The sequence below is a fragment of the Serratia sp. CC22-02 genome, from assembly GCF_900182895.1.
Lineage (GTDB): Bacteria > Pseudomonadota > Gammaproteobacteria > Enterobacterales > Enterobacteriaceae > Serratia > Serratia nevei.
On the sequence record NZ_FXUD01000001.1, the window covers coordinates 158,469 to 173,220 of the forward strand.

At 62.5% G+C, this 14,752-nt stretch carries 13 protein-coding genes; 6 read left to right on the forward strand and 7 right to left on the reverse strand.

Annotation, left to right across the window (positions count from 1 at the left end; genetic code table 11):
- Positions 1 to 159: 159 nt before the first annotated feature.
- From QOL81_RS00745 to QOL81_RS00755, 3 genes are all read left to right on the forward strand, one after another.
- Positions 160 to 1,620, forward strand: coding sequence for an FGGY-family carbohydrate kinase (locus QOL81_RS00745; protein WP_064291344.1), 1,461 nt, complete (start codon positions 160 to 162; stop codon positions 1,618 to 1,620).
- Positions 1,613 to 2,845 (forward strand): ethanolamine utilization protein EutH, encoded by a 1,233-nt coding sequence (gene eutH, locus QOL81_RS00750; protein ID WP_033640245.1) that lies wholly within the window; start codon positions 1,613 to 1,615, stop codon positions 2,843 to 2,845. The genes QOL81_RS00745 and eutH overlap by 8 nt, the downstream gene beginning before the upstream one ends.
- A gap of 99 nt (positions 2,846 to 2,944) precedes the next feature.
- Positions 2,945 to 3,301 carry a DUF1937 family protein gene (locus QOL81_RS00755; RefSeq protein WP_047567396.1) on the forward strand — a complete coding sequence of 119 codons (357 nt, stop codon included), beginning with the start codon at positions 2,945 to 2,947 and terminating at the stop codon, positions 3,299 to 3,301.
- A gap of 38 nt (positions 3,302 to 3,339) precedes the next feature.
- Here the strand turns inward: QOL81_RS00755 and QOL81_RS00760 are convergent, their stop codons facing one another.
- The gene (locus QOL81_RS00760) at positions 3,340 to 5,265 is read right to left on the reverse strand and encodes a DUF3857 domain-containing protein (RefSeq protein WP_169318442.1); all 1,926 of its coding nucleotides are present in this window, start codon (positions 5,263 to 5,265) and stop codon (positions 3,340 to 3,342) included.
- 123 nt (positions 5,266 to 5,388) lie between these two features.
- Complete coding sequence (locus QOL81_RS00765; RefSeq protein ID WP_060418814.1) at positions 5,389 to 5,958, reverse strand: helix-turn-helix domain-containing protein; 570 nt, start codon at positions 5,956 to 5,958, stop codon at positions 5,389 to 5,391.
- A gap of 129 nt (positions 5,959 to 6,087) precedes the next feature.
- On the opposite strand from QOL81_RS00765, the gene QOL81_RS00770 reads away from it, so the two are divergent.
- Together QOL81_RS00770 and QOL81_RS00775 are read left to right on the forward strand one after the other, a co-directional pair.
- Positions 6,088 to 6,999: a DMT family transporter gene (locus tag QOL81_RS00770; RefSeq protein WP_060418811.1), complete on the forward strand. Its 912-nt coding sequence runs from the start codon at positions 6,088 to 6,090 to the stop codon at positions 6,997 to 6,999.
- Between the two features lie 133 nt (positions 7,000 to 7,132).
- Positions 7,133 to 7,705, forward strand: a complete 573-nt coding sequence (locus QOL81_RS00775; protein WP_060418809.1) for a hypothetical protein — start codon at positions 7,133 to 7,135, stop codon at positions 7,703 to 7,705.
- Between the two features lie 209 nt (positions 7,706 to 7,914).
- Here the strand turns inward: QOL81_RS00775 and QOL81_RS00780 are convergent, their stop codons facing one another.
- From QOL81_RS00780 to tetR, 5 genes are all read right to left on the reverse strand, one after another.
- A complete protein-coding gene (locus tag QOL81_RS00780; protein ID WP_197756926.1) occupies positions 7,915 to 8,520 on the reverse strand; it encodes a nitroreductase family protein in 606 nt (201 codons plus the stop codon).
- A gap of 69 nt (positions 8,521 to 8,589) precedes the next feature.
- On the reverse strand, positions 8,590 to 9,888 hold the full coding sequence (locus QOL81_RS00785; protein WP_060418807.1) for a c-type cytochrome: 1,299 nt from the start codon (positions 9,886 to 9,888) through the stop codon (positions 8,590 to 8,592).
- A gap of 28 nt (positions 9,889 to 9,916) precedes the next feature.
- A complete protein-coding gene (locus QOL81_RS00790) occupies positions 9,917 to 12,175 on the reverse strand; it encodes a xanthine dehydrogenase family protein molybdopterin-binding subunit (protein WP_060418805.1) in 2,259 nt (752 codons plus the stop codon).
- A complete protein-coding gene (locus QOL81_RS00795; RefSeq protein WP_060418803.1) occupies positions 12,172 to 12,645 on the reverse strand; it encodes a (2Fe-2S)-binding protein in 474 nt (157 codons plus the stop codon). Before QOL81_RS00795 ends, QOL81_RS00790 begins: the two co-directional genes overlap by 4 nt.
- A 175-nt stretch (positions 12,646 to 12,820) precedes the next feature.
- Positions 12,821 to 13,462: a tetracycline resistance transcriptional repressor TetR gene (gene tetR / locus QOL81_RS00800; RefSeq protein ID WP_060418801.1), complete on the reverse strand. Its 642-nt coding sequence runs from the start codon at positions 13,460 to 13,462 to the stop codon at positions 12,821 to 12,823.
- A gap of 64 nt (positions 13,463 to 13,526) precedes the next feature.
- Between tetR and tet(41) the strand changes: the two genes are divergently transcribed.
- Positions 13,527 to 14,708, forward strand: coding sequence for a tetracycline efflux MFS transporter Tet(41) (tet(41), locus tag QOL81_RS00805; RefSeq protein WP_072265386.1), 1,182 nt, complete (start codon positions 13,527 to 13,529; stop codon positions 14,706 to 14,708).
- The last annotated feature ends 44 nt before the right edge of the window (positions 14,709 to 14,752 follow it).

Below are 14,752 nucleotides of genomic sequence, written 5' to 3' on the forward strand. Positions count from 1 at the left end.
ATGGGGTGATAAGCAAAAAGTATGAGGTCGATCACGCGGGGTTATTTTATCTTGTGATTTATGTTGCTTTAATGTGTGAAATTGAAGATAGATTATTAAAACAGTCACACAAACAACACCAGGCACAATAAAAAACAAAACCTATAAGAGAGCGAAGCAATGATGAATCAACGTTATGCCGCGATTGATCAGGGAACCACCGGCACCCGGGTCGTGGTGTTCGGCGAAGACGGCAGGCACCATTCGCCGGCCAGCATGCCGCACAAGCAGATCACCCCCAATCCGGGCTGGGTGGAACACGACGCCCTGGAGATTTTGGCGAATATCCGCCGCTGTCTCAGCCAGTGCGACATGGTGGACGCCATCGGTTTAGGGCATCAGGGCGAAAGCCTGCTGGCCTGGGACGCCGACAGCGGCCTGCCGCTGTACAACGCCATCGTTTGGCAAGATCAGCGCACCGAGCCGGAGATCCAGCGCCTGAAACGCGAAGGCGTCGAGCCGCTGGTGATGGCGAAAACCGGTCTGCCGCTCGATACCTACTTCTCCGCCAGCAAGATGGGCTGGCTGATGAACAACGCGCCGGGGGCCAGGCAGCTGGCGCAACGCGGCCGCCTGCGGCTCGGCACCATGGACGCCTTCTTCCTGTTCCACCTGTGCGGCCGGCATCTCACCGACTATAACTCCGCCTCGCGCACCTCGTTGTTCAACATTCATACCCTGCAGTGGGATGAAGAGCTGTGCCGTTTGTTCGGCGTGCCGATCGACAGCCTGCCCGAGGTCAGAGACAACATCGGCCACTTCGGCGACGTCGCGCTCAACGGCAAACCGGTGCCGCTGACGGCCTGCATCGTCGACCAGTTTGCCGGCACATACGGCCACGGCTGCCATCAACCGGGGCAGATGAAGATCACCTTCGGTACCGGTGCCTTTTTACAGGCGATCACCGGGCCGCGCCCGATCGACGCCGGCGAGTCCGGCCTGTTACCCACGCTGTGCTGGAAGCTGCCCGGCAGCGAGCCGGTATATGGCCTGGACGGCGGCGTTTATAACGCGGCCTCCGCCATTAACTGGGCGAGAAAGATAGGCCTGTTCAACGACTTCGATGAATTCGGCGATTTCCCGGCCCAGCCTGCCATCGCGCGCGGCCTGGCCTTTGTGCCCGCGCTTTCCGGGCTGGCCTGCCCGTATTGGGATCGCTCCGCCGCCGGGATGTGGGCCGGCCTGTCGCTGGAAACCGAACGCAAGGATCTGCTGCAGTCGATCCTCGAAGGCATCGCCATGCGTTCCGCCGAGGTGATCAACGCCATGGATAAGTTGAAACCGATCGGCGACAGCATTTCGGTGGACGGCGGCCTGTCCGCCAACCGCTATTTCACGCAGTTCCTCGCCAACCTGATCCAAAAGCGCATCGTTACGCCCGCCAACAAAGAGATCACCGCTCAGGGCGTGGCGCAGTTGGCGCGCAAAGGGCTGGGCGTGGAACAGCCGCTTAAGGTGCTCAACCGCTATGAAGTGACGGAGCCCGCCGAGGTCGATATGGCGGTCTGGTTCGCCCGCTATCAGGAAATCATCGCCCGCTCGCGCGGCTTACGTTCATCGCAGGAGGAACACCATGGCTGAGTTCGGTAATTTCATCATCTATATCATCATGGCCGGCACCCTGATCGGTGCACTGGCGTCGATCGTTAAACCGGAAGGTGAACTGGGGCGCGAGTTCGTCAACGGCATTCACGCCATCGGCCCGGTGTTTCTCGCCCAGGCGGGCATCATGGCGGCGATCCCGATCATCTCTTACCTGATCATGTACAGCATCGGCCCCTTCTTCTCGGCGCTGGGCTCCGACGCCTCGATCGCCGCGCTGGCGGTGATCGCCGTGGACATGGGCGGCTATCAGCTGGCCGACGCCATCGCCGCCAACCGCGACATGTGGATCGTCGCCATGCTGGTGGGTTACACCTCCGGCGCCAGCATCGTGTACCTGATCCCCGTCGGGCTTATCATGCTGAACCGCGACGACCATAAATATCTGGCGCTGGGCGCGATGGCGGGCCTGATCAGCATTCCTTTCGCCGTGCTGATCGCCCTGGTGACCATCACCTTCAACAACCTGCCGGTCAGGGAGATCATTTCCACCACCTCGCCCGCCGCGCACTATCTGCAGCTGGATTTCCTGCAGGCGCTGCGGCTGCTGTCGCCGCTGTTTGCCCTGTGTTTCCTGCTGGCGCTGGGCCTGAAGCTGCGGCCGGCGGCCATGGTGAAAGGGTTCCTGATCTTCGGCAAGGCGGCGGACGCCTTTATCAAACTGGTGTTGGCGCTGTGCATCATCGAGCATTTTACCGGCGTGTTTAAAAAGGTCTTCGGCGGCTGGGTATTCGATCCGTTATTCGCCGACAAAGACGAATTATTCCGCGCTATCGAGATTGCCGGTTACATCGGCATTATGTTGGCGGGCACATTCCCCATCTGTTATTTGTTCCAGCGCTATTGCCGTAAGCCGATGCATTTCATCGGCAGAAAACTCGGCCTGTCGGATACCGGTGCGCTGGGCTTTATTATGGTGCTGGCCAATATCATCGCGGTTTATCACCTGTTCAAAGGTATGCGGGCACGCGATAAGGTGCTGTGCGTCGCCTTCGGTATTTGTGCGCAGGCGACGTTGGGCGATCACCTGGCGTTTACCGCTAACTTCCAACCTTCGCTGGTGCTGCCGATCATGATGGGTAAATTTCTCGGCGGCATGATTGCCGTGCTGATCGCCATCAAGATCTCGGTGCCGGAAGCCGAATTGCTGGAAAAAGAACAGACGCAAAGGCAGTCGACGGCCATCGCCGCCGCCGCTCGCTGAATTTATCCCTGCACCATAAAAAATAAACGGGGCGCCGCCTCACGGGGAAGCTGCGCCCTTTTTTCCCCCACGTTCTAGTTATTGAGAGAGAAAACGGTAATGAGAAAGATATTTTTGGCCTGCCCCTACAGCCACGCCGACGCCAACGTCGTGCAGCAGCGCTTTATGGCGTGCAACGACGTCGCCGCCGCTATCGTGCGCGCCGGCAGCGCCGTTTTTAGCCAGGTCAGCATGTCGCATCCGATCAATCTGTGTTTGCAAGAGCTCGACAAAACCGCCATCGGCAAGTTGTGGGCGCCGATCGACGCCCTGTTCATGGCGGCGATGGATGAGTTGATCGTGCTCGATTTGCCGGGTTGGCAAGAGAGCGGCGGCATCAAGCGCGAGATGGACTCTTTCGCCGCGCGCGGCTGCCGCGTCAGCCTGTGGTCCGAGGTCGCGGGCGAGTTCAACTGAGGCGTGCGCCCCGCCGCTTAGCGCGACGGGGCAGCAGCTTATTTTCCGTTGGCCAATTCGCCGTACACCACCTGGCCGCGGAAACCGCGCCGCACCTGCTGGAACAGCTCGCGGAACGCCGGGTAATCCTGCGCCTGGCACAGCGCTTCTTTGCCGCGAATGGCGTTCACCTGCAGCTGATGATTGACGATCACCTGCTGCCCGTCGCGTCGCCACGCCACGCGATAGTCGCCCGCCGCATTGCGGAACTGCCTGTCTTGCGGAATGGCGATGATCGGCACGTTGGCCGGCAGCTGCAGACGGTAGGTTTCGTCGTAGCGCTGCGCGCTGCAGTAGAACGGCGTTTCGTTGTCCGGCGCCGGCGTGGTGGTATACAGCGTGCGAAACGATTTGCCGCCGGGCGGATTCGGCAGGGTCATGCCGCCCACCACGCCGAAATCGACGTAGTCGTCCGCCTTGAAGCGGAAGCGGTAACCGAACTGTTTTTTGAGATCCAGCGGATCGCTGTTCATCGCCACCTCGCCGCTGCCGTCGATGCCGGAGGCGGACATGATCGACGCTTCGGCCTGCGCCCGGTTCTGCCGGTTGATCTGCGAGAAGTAGCCCCGCAGGTCAATCTCTTCCACTTCGCTCAGCCGACGCTCGGTTTGCCCGTGCAGATTGCCCGCTTTGTCGAACACGAAATCGACGCTCAGCGCGCTCTTGACCGGCTGCTCGTCGCTGCCCGGCGTGCGCGCCAGTTTGGCGTCGCGCGTCAGCAGCACCGGTGCCCCCAGGTCGCCTTCCGGCAGTTGCCCGAACCGCGCCCACGGATTGGTGGAGTCCAGGTACAGTTTGAATTCCGGCACGTAGGTGATGGCGTGGTTAAAGCGGCTGAGCAGCGGCACCTTAGGCAGTATCGGGCCTTCGTCCATGCCGATCAGCACCGGCGAGCTTGCAATGCCCTTGGCGGCGAGCAGCGCCTCCAGGATCACCACGTGGTCCTTACAGTCGCCGTAGTGGTTGTCGAGAATGCTCTGCGCCGAATTCGGCTCCAGCCCACCGTTGCCCAGGTACACCGCCACGTAGCGAATGTTTTGCGCCACCCAGCGATAGAGGGCCTCCGCCTGCTCGCGCCGATCGCTGATGCCGGCGGTGATGTTGTCCGCCAGCGCCTGAATGCCCGGCGTCACCTGCGCCGCCGCGCCGGCCTTCAGCTGGTAGGCCTTGGCCAGCTGCGGCCACTCGCGGTAGGTGCTGGCCATGATGGTCGGGCTGAAGGTCCAGCTGTCCGCCGCCCAGTTTTGTGATTTCATCGGCGTGCTGCGCGAATAATGCCAGCGCCAGTGCGCCTGCCCGTCGCGGATCTGCGGCTGGTCCCCGCCTTCCACGCCGCGCGTGAAGATATGCATCGGCAGCCTGGCCGGCGCCTGCAGGGTCACTTCGGCGTCGTCGAACTGATCGAAAACGCTGAACGTCTCCCACAGGCCGAAATAGTCGGGGAAATACGGGGTGTTTTGCGTGCGGCGCAGCTCATACACCACGCGCGATCCCGGCGCCAGGTTGGAGAACACGATGACGCGCACTTTGCGGTCGGCATACAGCGGCGCCGTGGCGCTGGAGTAGCTTTCCTGGGTATAGATGCGATCGGGCGCCACGTCGTGGCGCTGGCCGTCGGCGGTCAGCGTGTAGGCGGCGACCACCTCCAGCGTTTCCATTTTTTCGCTGTAGCTCAGGCGGATCTGGCTGAATTTCTCGACCGCCGCCTTGGTCTTCAGCAGCATTTCGTAGCTTTCCGTTTTCACGTTGGTGGCGTTGGCGTTGACGCGGTAATCCGCGCGATAGCGTACGAAGCTGAAATCGTTGTTGGCCGTGTCGTTCTGGCCCTGATCCGCCGCGGCGGGCGGTGCAACGGCCAACACGGTGGCCGGGTGCGTTGCCGTCAAACCGGCGAATAACAGCAGGGAAGGAATAGCGATTTTCATCTTCGGTCCTTGAAGGGCAATAAACGGCGACGCCGGGCTACGCGCCCGTCCCGGCGTCAAAACAGGCGGGCACACTAATATAATTGAGAATCATTTTCAATAAACGGACCTTCAACGCCGGGGCTACCCCTGTTCGATCAGCATCACGGCGGTGGTCTCCGGCTCCAGCGCCTCGAAAACGTGCTCGCGATCGGCGGAGTAGCTGATGTAATCGCCGGCGCTCAGCTCCAGCGGCTGGTCCGCCGGCCCGAGGCGTGCCCGCCCGCTGCTGATGATCACATGCTCGACGGTGCCGGGGGGATGCGGCCGGGAAAGTTTGGCTTCGCCGGGCTGCACCCGCAGCCGGTAAATGTCGCGCTGCGCCCCCGGCGGGCTGGTGGCCAGCAGCGTGGCGGCGTAGTTGCCCTGCTCCGACAGCGCCGGCGTGCCTTCATGGGCGCGGATCACTTGCACCTGCCTGCTCGGCTGTGAAATCAGCCGGCTGACCGGCACGTCCAGCGCCATCGCCAGCGCCCACAGCGTTTCCAGGCTGGGATTGCCGCTGCCGGCTTCCAGCTGCGACAGCGTGGATTTGGCGATGCCCGCACGCTTCGCCAGTTCGGTCACCGACAGGTTCAACCGCTCCCGCTCGCGGCGGATTGCCGCCGACAGCAGGCCGATAGGCGTGATGTTCTGCATCCGATCGTCACTCATTGTTCGCTATGCCATCCATTTGTTCGGCTTGACGAACACTCGTGTTCGTGTTCATCATAATGTTCGATTGTTCATTTTAATGATTAAGCCGCTTCACCACAAGTACGGCCAGGCAACGAAGGAAACAACATGAAAACGAAAACGCGCGGTGCAGTGCAAATGATCCTCGCCATGACCATCTCCGGCACCGTGGGGTGGCCGGTGCTCGTTTTGGGGCAGCCGCCTGCGACGGTGGTGTTTTGGCGCTGCGCGTTCGGCGCGCTGGCCATGCTGGCGACCTGCGCCGCACTCGGTCAGTTGAAACAAGGCGCGATCAACCGCCGCCAGCTGGCCTTCGCCATTCTGGGGGGGATCGCCCTGGTGCTCAACTGGACGCTGCTGTTTGCCGCCTATCAGCATGCTTCGATCGCTGTCGCCACCGTCACCTACCACGTTCAGCCGTTCATGTTGGTGGCGCTGGGGGCGCTGCTGTTCGGCGAAAAACTGACGGCCGATCGGCTGGGCTGGCTTCTGCTGGCGTTCGCGGGGATGGTGTTGATCGTCGCCGGCCGGCAAAACGGCGGCAGCGGCGATGGCTACCTGCTCGGCGTGGCGCTGGCGCTGGGCGCAGCCCTGATGTACGCCATTGCGGCGGCGATCGTCAAACAGCTGGCCGCGCTGCCGCCGCAGCTGATCGTGTTGATTCAGCTGACCGTCGGCGCGTTGGCGCTGGCACCGTTCGCCGGCCTGGCTACGCCGCCTGCGGCCCCCCTCGACTGGCTGCTGCTGGCGACCCTCGGCCTGGTGCATACCGGTTTGATGTCCACGTTGCTATATGGCGCCATTCAGAAGATCCCCACGGCCCTGGTCGGCGCCCTGTCGTTCATCTACCCGGCGGTGGCGATCGTGGTGGACTGGGCGGTGTTCGGCCACCGCCTCAGCCTGCTGCAGCTGCTGGGCACGCTGGCGATCCTGGGCGCCGCGGCGGGCATGATGTTTTATAAACGCCATTCAATCTCAACAGCAGCCGAGCCTGCCGTCGTGAGACAGAAAAATAAATGAGCATAAGCGAATGCCGAAGGCGTTTTATGTCTAACCTTATTATCGATGCCGCCACTCAGCCTATTTAATCTATTCTAATTATTAAGCATGAAAATAATTAGAATATTTACCTTGCGTGTGGAGAAATATCAATATGAGCAATACCGGTGAGACATTAATCAATGCCATCGTCAGCAATAATTCTCTGATGGCAATAAATAATTGCCCTGGCGTTCCCGCCCAAATGAGCCGGGCCGTTTATGGCAAAACGCAGGACGATAGCGGGGCCGGAACCACGATCGAAAATAACCGTGACATGCAAAAGAATATCAATATCGCGCTGGGGTTCTCTGGGGCGAACTCGGAAACCGCCGTTTGGCATTTCATGATTGGCCCGCCCGTCCACCATTTTGTGGTGATCCCCTGGTACCAGCATACGGCGCCGCACGGACGGGTTTACACCGTATTTATGGCCTACGAGAACCGGTATTCGGTTGGCGGCTATGTTCAACATACGCCGCCGGCGCCTTCTGCGGTGAAAGGCTACCGTACCGTCTGGAGCGTGACCGACCTGGGGCAGATGTTTAGCGATTTGTTGACCAGCGCCACGGCGTGGCAAACCTATTTCGGTGCGGTGGGCGCAGCGCAGGCCAATAAAATAACCTATTGGAAATATAAGGTAACGTCTTTAGATTCCGCCGTGGCCAACGTCAATAAATACCGCTAATCCCATCCGGCGGGCAAGCTATGCACAATAAGGCATTCGTCTTGCGCCCGGCGCGGTGCTATTTATTTAAACCGTGTAGGGTAGAAGGAGTGTTCTATGTGGCATCACCGCCTGCAACGGCGCATCCGTTTCAGCTACTGGAACGAACTGTGCGTCGCAAAAAAATAAGGGAAGGCGCAAGCCTTCCCTTTTGTCATTCACCGTTCAGATCAGAAACGGTCGGTTTTTACCACGTCGTCGAACGGCAGTTTGCCGATGCGCGGATAAGGTTGCCCCGCCGCCTTGCCGATGGCGACCATCAGCGCGATCTGATAGTGCGCCGGTCTGTTGATGATTTCGCCCACGGCGTCGAAATCAAACCCGTCCATCGGGCAAGAGTCGTAGCCCTGCGCCTTGGCCGCCAGCATCAGCGTCTGGGCGAAGATGCCGCTGCTGCGCATCACTTCGTCGCGCTGCACCTGCGGCTTACCGCGATAATACTGATCGACGGCCGGGATCATGAACTGCTGTACCGGCTCCGCCGCCTCGGCCCAAACGTTTTTTACCTGTGACTCCCAGCTCGACAGATCGCCGCACAGCACGACCAGCATCGATGCGTCGGTCACCTGCGCCTGCCCCCACGCCGCCTCGCGAATTTTCTCGCGCTGGGCGCGATCTTCGATCAGCAGCGGGCGCCAGTGCTGCAGGTTAAAAGCGCTGGGCGCGCCCTGCAGCGCGATAGTCAGCAACGCTTTTTTCTCTTCGAGCGTCATCACGTGCTGCGTATCGAACTGCTTGGTGGCGCGGCGCTGGCGGATTGCGTCTAACGTATTCATTTTACTGCCTCTGTCCATGTGAAAGGCCCTATTGTCGCCAACGCAGCGCGCCTGTCCAGCCCTCGGCGGCTATTTCTGCGCGGTTTCGGCGCGCAGGCGGCCGACCTGCGCCGCCAACTCGGGCCACGGCGCCTGACCGGCGTAGTGCTGCCGCAGGTAGTTGAGCAGGATGGCGATCTGCGCGTCATCCAGGTTATGGCGGAAGCCCGGCATATAGCCCAGCTCGGCGTTCGCCGGCCGCTGTATGCCATCCAGCACCACGCGAATGGCATTGTCCGGCGCCTCGGCAAACAGGTTGGTGTTCAGCGCCAGAGACGGCCGTACTCCTGCCATCTGTGCGCCTTTTTCCTGCGCATGGCAAGCCATGCAGGCGCCGGAAAACAGCCGCGCGCCTTGCGAGCTCAGGGGCTCCACCTGCCGTTCCGCCTGAGCGTTCAACGCGGCCGCCGTCGCGCCCGCCGCCGTTTCAGGATGATAGCTGCGCAGATAGACGGCGATCGCCTGCAGATCGGCCTGCGGCAAGCGGGACAACCCTTCTTCGATCACCGGTGCCATCGGGCCGGCGGCCACGCCGTGGTTGGCCGAGTAGCCGGTACGCATAAAATCGACCAGATCCTGCTGCGTCCAATTGAGCGGCGCAGGCGAGCGGCCGGTCAACGCCGGCGCCGTCCAGCCTTCCGCCACGCCGCCGGCCAGGTGGTCGCTACCGGTTTTTTCGCCGAACAGCACGTTGCGCGGCGAGTGGCAGGCGCTGCAGTGCCCCAGCCCTTCGGCCAGATAAGCGCCGCGGTTCCAGGCGGCGCTTTGGGCCGGGTCTTCCTGCATCGCGCCCGGCGTCAGGAACAGCAGGTTCCAGGCGAAGATGCCCTGGCGGATATTGAACGGAAAGTGCAGATCGGTGGCCGGCGGCCGGGAGTTGATCGGCGGCTGCGACATCAGGTAGGCGTACAGCGCCTGCAGATCGTCGTCACTCGTGCGGGTAAAGGCGGTATAGGGAAACGCCGGGTAAAGGTAGCGGCCCTGGCGATCGACGCCGTGGCGCATGGCGCGTTCAAACGCCGCATAGCTCCAGCTGCCGATGCCGGTTTCCACGTCCGGCGTGATGTTGGTGGTGTAAATGGTGCCGAAGGGGATCTCCATCGCCAACCCGCCGGCGTTGCGCTCACCGCCCGAACGGGTGTGGCACACCGCGCAATCGCCGAGATCGGCCAGCGTTTTGCCGCGCGCGATCTGCGCCTCGCTGAAACTGTGCGTCGCATCGGCGGCGAGCGGCGCGATTTCCGGTTGCCAGCTGGCGACAACGCCGGCCACCACAACGGCGATCGCCGTGAAGCCACCCCACCCGACGATTTTTTTCATCTTACTCATCTTTGCTGTCCTTGTTCGTTACGGGGGGTTAATGGCCGGCCTGAGCGCGCAGTGCGGCGAGCACCCGCTCCGGCGTAAACGGCACCTCGCGCAGCCGCACGCCGAGCGCGTCAAACAGCGCGTTGCCGATCGCCGCGGCACTCGGCACCGAGGCGGATTCTCCGGCGCCCATCGGCGCTTCCTCCGGACGGTCGATCAGCTGGATATCGATCTGCGGCAGTTCGTCGAAGCGCAGGATCGGGTAGCCGCCCCAGTCCAATGACGTCACCCCCGTCTCGTTGAAGGTCACAAACTCTTTCAGCACCCGGCTGGCGGACTGGATAATGTTGCCGTGCACCTGATGGCGCACCCCGGCCGGGTTGATCATGCGGCCGCAGTCATGCGCCACGAAGATTTTATCGAGCGTGATCTGCCCGGAGCGGCGGTTGACGCTGAGATCGCACACCCAGGCCGCCCAGGCGGCGCCGAAGCCAGGGAACTTGCTGTGGAAATAGCGCGCGTAGGCGAAGCCTCGGCCGCTCACCACTTCGGCGCCGGCGGCGCGCGCCCGGTGCGCCGGGCCGTCTTGCCAGTTCGCCTGCCGTTTCAGGGCTTCAATCAAGGCCACCGCACGCGGATCGTTCAGATAGCGCAAACGAAACGCGATCGGATCCTCACCGGCGCGCCAGGCCAGCTCGTCGATCCAGGACTCATGGGCGAACACGTTGGGCAGCGCCGAAACGCCGCGCATCCACGAAGCCCGCACGATCGGCGCGGCGTCCTGGCAGACGACCCGCATGTGCGGATACTCGTATTGCGGAATGGCGGTGCGATCGCCCATCTGCTGCACGTCGGCCCGGTTGGCCACTTTGCCGGTCAACACCAGCGGCAAGGTCACGGCATTGTTGGAGGGATAGCTGGTTTTCAATTCGTAGGCCGCCACCCGGTTTTGCGCATCGAGGCCGCCGCGCACCCGAATCAGCTGGCCGGTGCCCTTCGGCTCCCAACCGGATTCCTGTTCGCGCATCAGCTGCACGCGCACCGGTCGGCCGGTGGCCCGTGCCAGCAGCGCCGCGTCCGCCGAGACGTCGTCGGCGCAGTTGCGGCCATAGCAGCCGGAAGCCTCCATGCGGGTGATGTGCACCTGCCCAGGCGGCAGCTCGAGCAGCCTGGCGATATCTTTGCGCAGATCGTGTGGGTTTTGCGTGCCGGACCACACCTGCGCCCGCCCGTCTTTGACCTCCGCCACCGCGCAGGAAGGGCCGATCGAGGCGTGCTGATGGTAAGGCCAGACATAGTCGGCCTGCACTTCGGTATGCAGCAATGCCAACGCGGCATCCGTGCCCGCGTCGTCGCGCAGCACGCGGTCGGTCTTCGGATTGGCCTCCAGTGCGGCGGGCAGCGCTTCCGGCGACAGATCCGGCAATCCGGCCCAGGGTTGCCAGGTGGTTTTCAGTTGGCGCATGGCGGCGATTGCCTGCTCCTCGCGCTCGGCCACGATGCCGATGAAATCGTTGATCACCACCAGTTTCACGATGCCCGGCAGGTGCGCGATCGAGCTTTCATCCACCGACAGCAGGCCACTGCCCAACGGCGCGCTGCTGTCGGCGCCTACGTATGGCGGGCGCACCACGCGGCCATGCAGCATGCCGGGCAAGCGCAGGTCGTGTACGTAGGTCAGCCCACCACTGACCTTGGCCGGAATATCGACCCGGGGCACGGCGCGGCCCACATACTGGTTCTGCCGTTCACTGTTCAGCTGCACGTTTTTATCCAGCATCACGTGCAGATTTTGCCCACTCGCCAGCTGCGCATAGCTCAGCGATCGCCCTGGGTTCCCGGTCACAAATACCTGCCCCGCCGCCGCCGTCAGCTGTTCGGCCGGCAGTTCGAAGGCTTTGGCCGCCAGCGCCGTCAGCAGGTGCCGCACCTGCGCCGCCGCCTGTCGCAGCGGCACCGACGTCACCTGAAGGGTGGCGCTGGCGATGGTCGGCCCCTGATCCGGCGTGCGTTGCGTATCGCCAAGGATCATCGTGACTTGCTCGAACGGCACGCAAATTTCATCGGCGACGATCTGCGCCAGCGCGGTGCGAATGCCGGTGCCCAGATCGACGTGGCCATTGAACGCCGTCACCCGGCCGTCGGCGGTGAGGCTGATAAAGCTGTCCACCCGATCCAGCGGCAGCTCGGCGGGCGATGCAACCGCCTCGGCGGCGAAGGCGTTAAACGGCGCGGGCAGCAGGCTACTGACCATTACCACACCGCCGGCCTGCAGCAGCTGGCGGCGGGTCAGTTCGAGGCGGCTCATGCTTGCCTCCGCGCGGCCAGCAGATCGCGGGCGCGCTCGGCGGCATGCAGGATCTCGATATGCGTGCCGCAGCGGCACAGGTTGTAGGCCAGCTCTTTCTTGATGGTTTGTTCGTCCGCCTCCGGCTCGCGCTCGAACAGCGCGACCAGCGTCATGATCATGCCGTTGGTGCAGTAACCGCACTGCGCCGCCTGCTCATCGATAAACCCCTGCTGCACCGGATGCAGCGCCTCCGGTGTACTCAGGCCTTCGAGCGTGGTGACGGATTTTTTTCCTACGGCGGACAGCGGCATTGAGCAGGAGCGTGCGGCGACGCCGTCGATCAGCACCGTGCAGGCGCCGCACTCCCCCAGGCCGCAGCCGTATTTGGGGCCGTTCAATTGCAGATCGTTGCGTAAAACGTACAGCAGCGGGGTGTCGGGCGAGATGTCGCCGAGTGGAACCACCCGGCCGTTAACATTGATTTCCATGGTGAAACTATCCCTTAAGCAAACGGATTTAATCCGTAACATCACTGCGATGAATAATTGTGCAGCGTGCTAATAATTATCATCAAAAGACTTGATAATGTTAAGGGAATGTAGCCGCCATGGCTTTAACGAAAAGTGGGTATTTTCTATAAATTTCCTATAGATAAGCCTGGTTTTATGATTGCGCGCCGTGATTATTGGCGTTCGTCAACGCGGCCTCGGCGCCGTCAACCAACAGCCGGAGGCCGGCTTCGAACAACGCGTCTGCCCCCTTGTCCTGCAGCTTTTCCCAGCCTCCACACAGCAGCGGGTAGCGCCGGCGATCGGCTTCGTTAAGCGCATCATCGGGCTGCATTTGCTGCTCTTCCAGTACCCAACCCACCACAAAACGCCCGACGGCGAACAGCAGATTAACGGCGTGTTCCGGCGTAAAGCCCGCCCGGCACAGCAGCGCCACCTTGGCCTCGATGATGGCGAATTGCGGTTCCTGCGGCCGGGTGCCGGCGTGCAGGCGCGCCCCGTCGCGGTAAGCCAGCAACGCGCGGCGGAAATTGATCGCATTGGCGGTCACCCAGGCCTGCCAGGGCATGTCGGCGGGCACCTCTTCGCGGTGGTCCAACATGATGGTTTCCGCCATCGCCTTCAGCAGCTCGGCCTTGTTTTTGAAGTGCCAATAGAGCGTGGGGGATTGCACGCCCAGATGCTGCGCCAGGCGGCGGGTGCTCAGGGCATCGATGCCGATGTCATCCAGTAACGCCAGCGCCCCGCGCAGGACCGTTTCACGCGTTAAACGCGCCGCAGTATTTTTTTCGCTCATCTCTCTATCACTGATAGGGTAACTGTGGAATACTCCATACTCTATCACTGTTAGAGTCACAATTTTGAAAAAACCCATGCTGGTTATTTTGTTGACGGTGTTGCTGGATGCGGTGGGCATCGGTCTGATCATGCCTATTCTACCGGCGCTGTTGCGCTCGCTGGGCGGTCTCGATGCCGGCAGCGTGCATTACGGCGCCCTGCTGGCGGCCTATGCGTTGATGCAATTCCTGTTTTCGCCGATCCTCGGCGCGCTGAGCGATCGTTTCGGGCGGCGGCCGGTGCTGTTGATTTCGCTCGCCGGCGCGGCGGCCGACTACCTGCTGATGGCGTTCGCGCCGACGCTGGCCTGGCTCTATCTGGGGCGGTTGCTGGCGGGCATCACCGGCGCCAACATGGCGGTCGCCACCGCTTACGTCACCGATATTACCCCCGCCGGCCAGCGCGCTCGGCGTTTCGGCCTGGTGGGCGCGGTGTTCGGCGTCGGCTTTATCGTCGGCCCGCTGCTCGGCGGATCGCTGGGCGAATGGCATCTGCATGCGCCCTTCCTGGCGGCGGCGATGATGAATGCCCTCAACCTGGTGATGGCGTTTTTCCTGCTGCCCGAATCGCGTAAATCCCGCCCCCGCGCCGCCGAGAAAATTCGCCTTAATCCCTTCTCGTCATTGCGCCGGCTGCACGGCAAGCCTGGCCTGCTGCCGCTGGCCGGCATTTATCTGGTTATGGCGCTGGTTTCGCAGGCGCCGGCCACGCTGTGGATTTTATACGGTCAGGATCGTTTCGGCTGGAGCATGATGGTGGCGGGCCTGTCGCTGGCCGGCTACGGCGCCTGCCACGCGCTGTCGCAGGCCTTTGCCATCGGCCCGCTGGTCGCGCGGCTCGGCGAGCGCAAGGCGCTGCTGATCGGCCTGGCCGCCGACGCCGTGGGCCTGGCGCTGTTGTCTGTCGCCACGCGCGGCTGGGCGCCGTTCGCCCTGCTGCCGTTCTTCGCCGCGGGCGGCATGGCGTTGCCCGCACTGCAGGCGCTGATGGCGCACAAGGTGGACGACGATCATCAGGGCGAGCTGCAAGGAACGCTGGCCAGCATGGGCAGCCTGATCGGCGTCGCGGGGCCGCTGGTGGCGACGGCGCTGTATGCCGCCACGCGCGATGTCTGGCCTGGGCTGGTGTGGGCGTTGGCCGCCGCCCTGTACCTGGTGGTGCCGCCGCTGCTGGCACGCTCACGCGCCAGGGATGCGGCGCCATAACTTTGCCGTTCTTTAACTTTAGAAAGCAGAAACCGGCATTTTGC

What these genes read in the sequence shown, in the direction of transcription:
- QOL81_RS00795 (WP_060418803.1), bottom strand. Translation starts at nt 12,645, where the DNA reads ATGGAAATCAATGTTAACGGCCGGGTGGTTCCACTCGGCGACATCTCG.
- QOL81_RS00765 (WP_060418814.1), bottom strand. Translation starts at nt 5,958, where the DNA reads ATGAGTGACGATCGGATGCAGAACATCACGCCTATCGGCCTGCTGTCG.
- QOL81_RS00760 (WP_169318442.1), bottom strand. Translation starts at nt 5,265, where the DNA reads ATGAAAATCGCTATTCCTTCCCTGCTGTTATTCGCCGGTTTGACGGCA.
- QOL81_RS00780 (WP_197756926.1), bottom strand. Translation starts at nt 8,520, where the DNA reads ATGAATACGTTAGACGCAATCCGCCAGCGCCGCGCCACCAAGCAGTTC.
- QOL81_RS00770 (WP_060418811.1), top strand. Translation starts at nt 6,088, where the DNA reads ATGAAAACGAAAACGCGCGGTGCAGTGCAAATGATCCTCGCCATGACC.
- eutH (WP_033640245.1), top strand. Translation starts at nt 1,613, where the DNA reads ATGGCTGAGTTCGGTAATTTCATCATCTATATCATCATGGCCGGCACC.
- QOL81_RS00785 (WP_060418807.1), bottom strand. Translation starts at nt 9,888, where the DNA reads ATGAGTAAGATGAAAAAAATCGTCGGGTGGGGTGGCTTCACGGCGATC.
- tetR (WP_060418801.1), bottom strand. Translation starts at nt 13,462, where the DNA reads ATGAGCGAAAAAAATACTGCGGCGCGTTTAACGCGTGAAACGGTCCTG.
- QOL81_RS00775 (WP_060418809.1), top strand. Translation starts at nt 7,133, where the DNA reads ATGAGCAATACCGGTGAGACATTAATCAATGCCATCGTCAGCAATAAT.
- QOL81_RS00745 (WP_064291344.1), top strand. Translation starts at nt 160, where the DNA reads ATGATGAATCAACGTTATGCCGCGATTGATCAGGGAACCACCGGCACC.
- QOL81_RS00790 (WP_060418805.1), bottom strand. Translation starts at nt 12,175, where the DNA reads ATGAGCCGCCTCGAACTGACCCGCCGCCAGCTGCTGCAGGCCGGCGGT.
- QOL81_RS00755 (WP_047567396.1), top strand. Translation starts at nt 2,945, where the DNA reads ATGAGAAAGATATTTTTGGCCTGCCCCTACAGCCACGCCGACGCCAAC.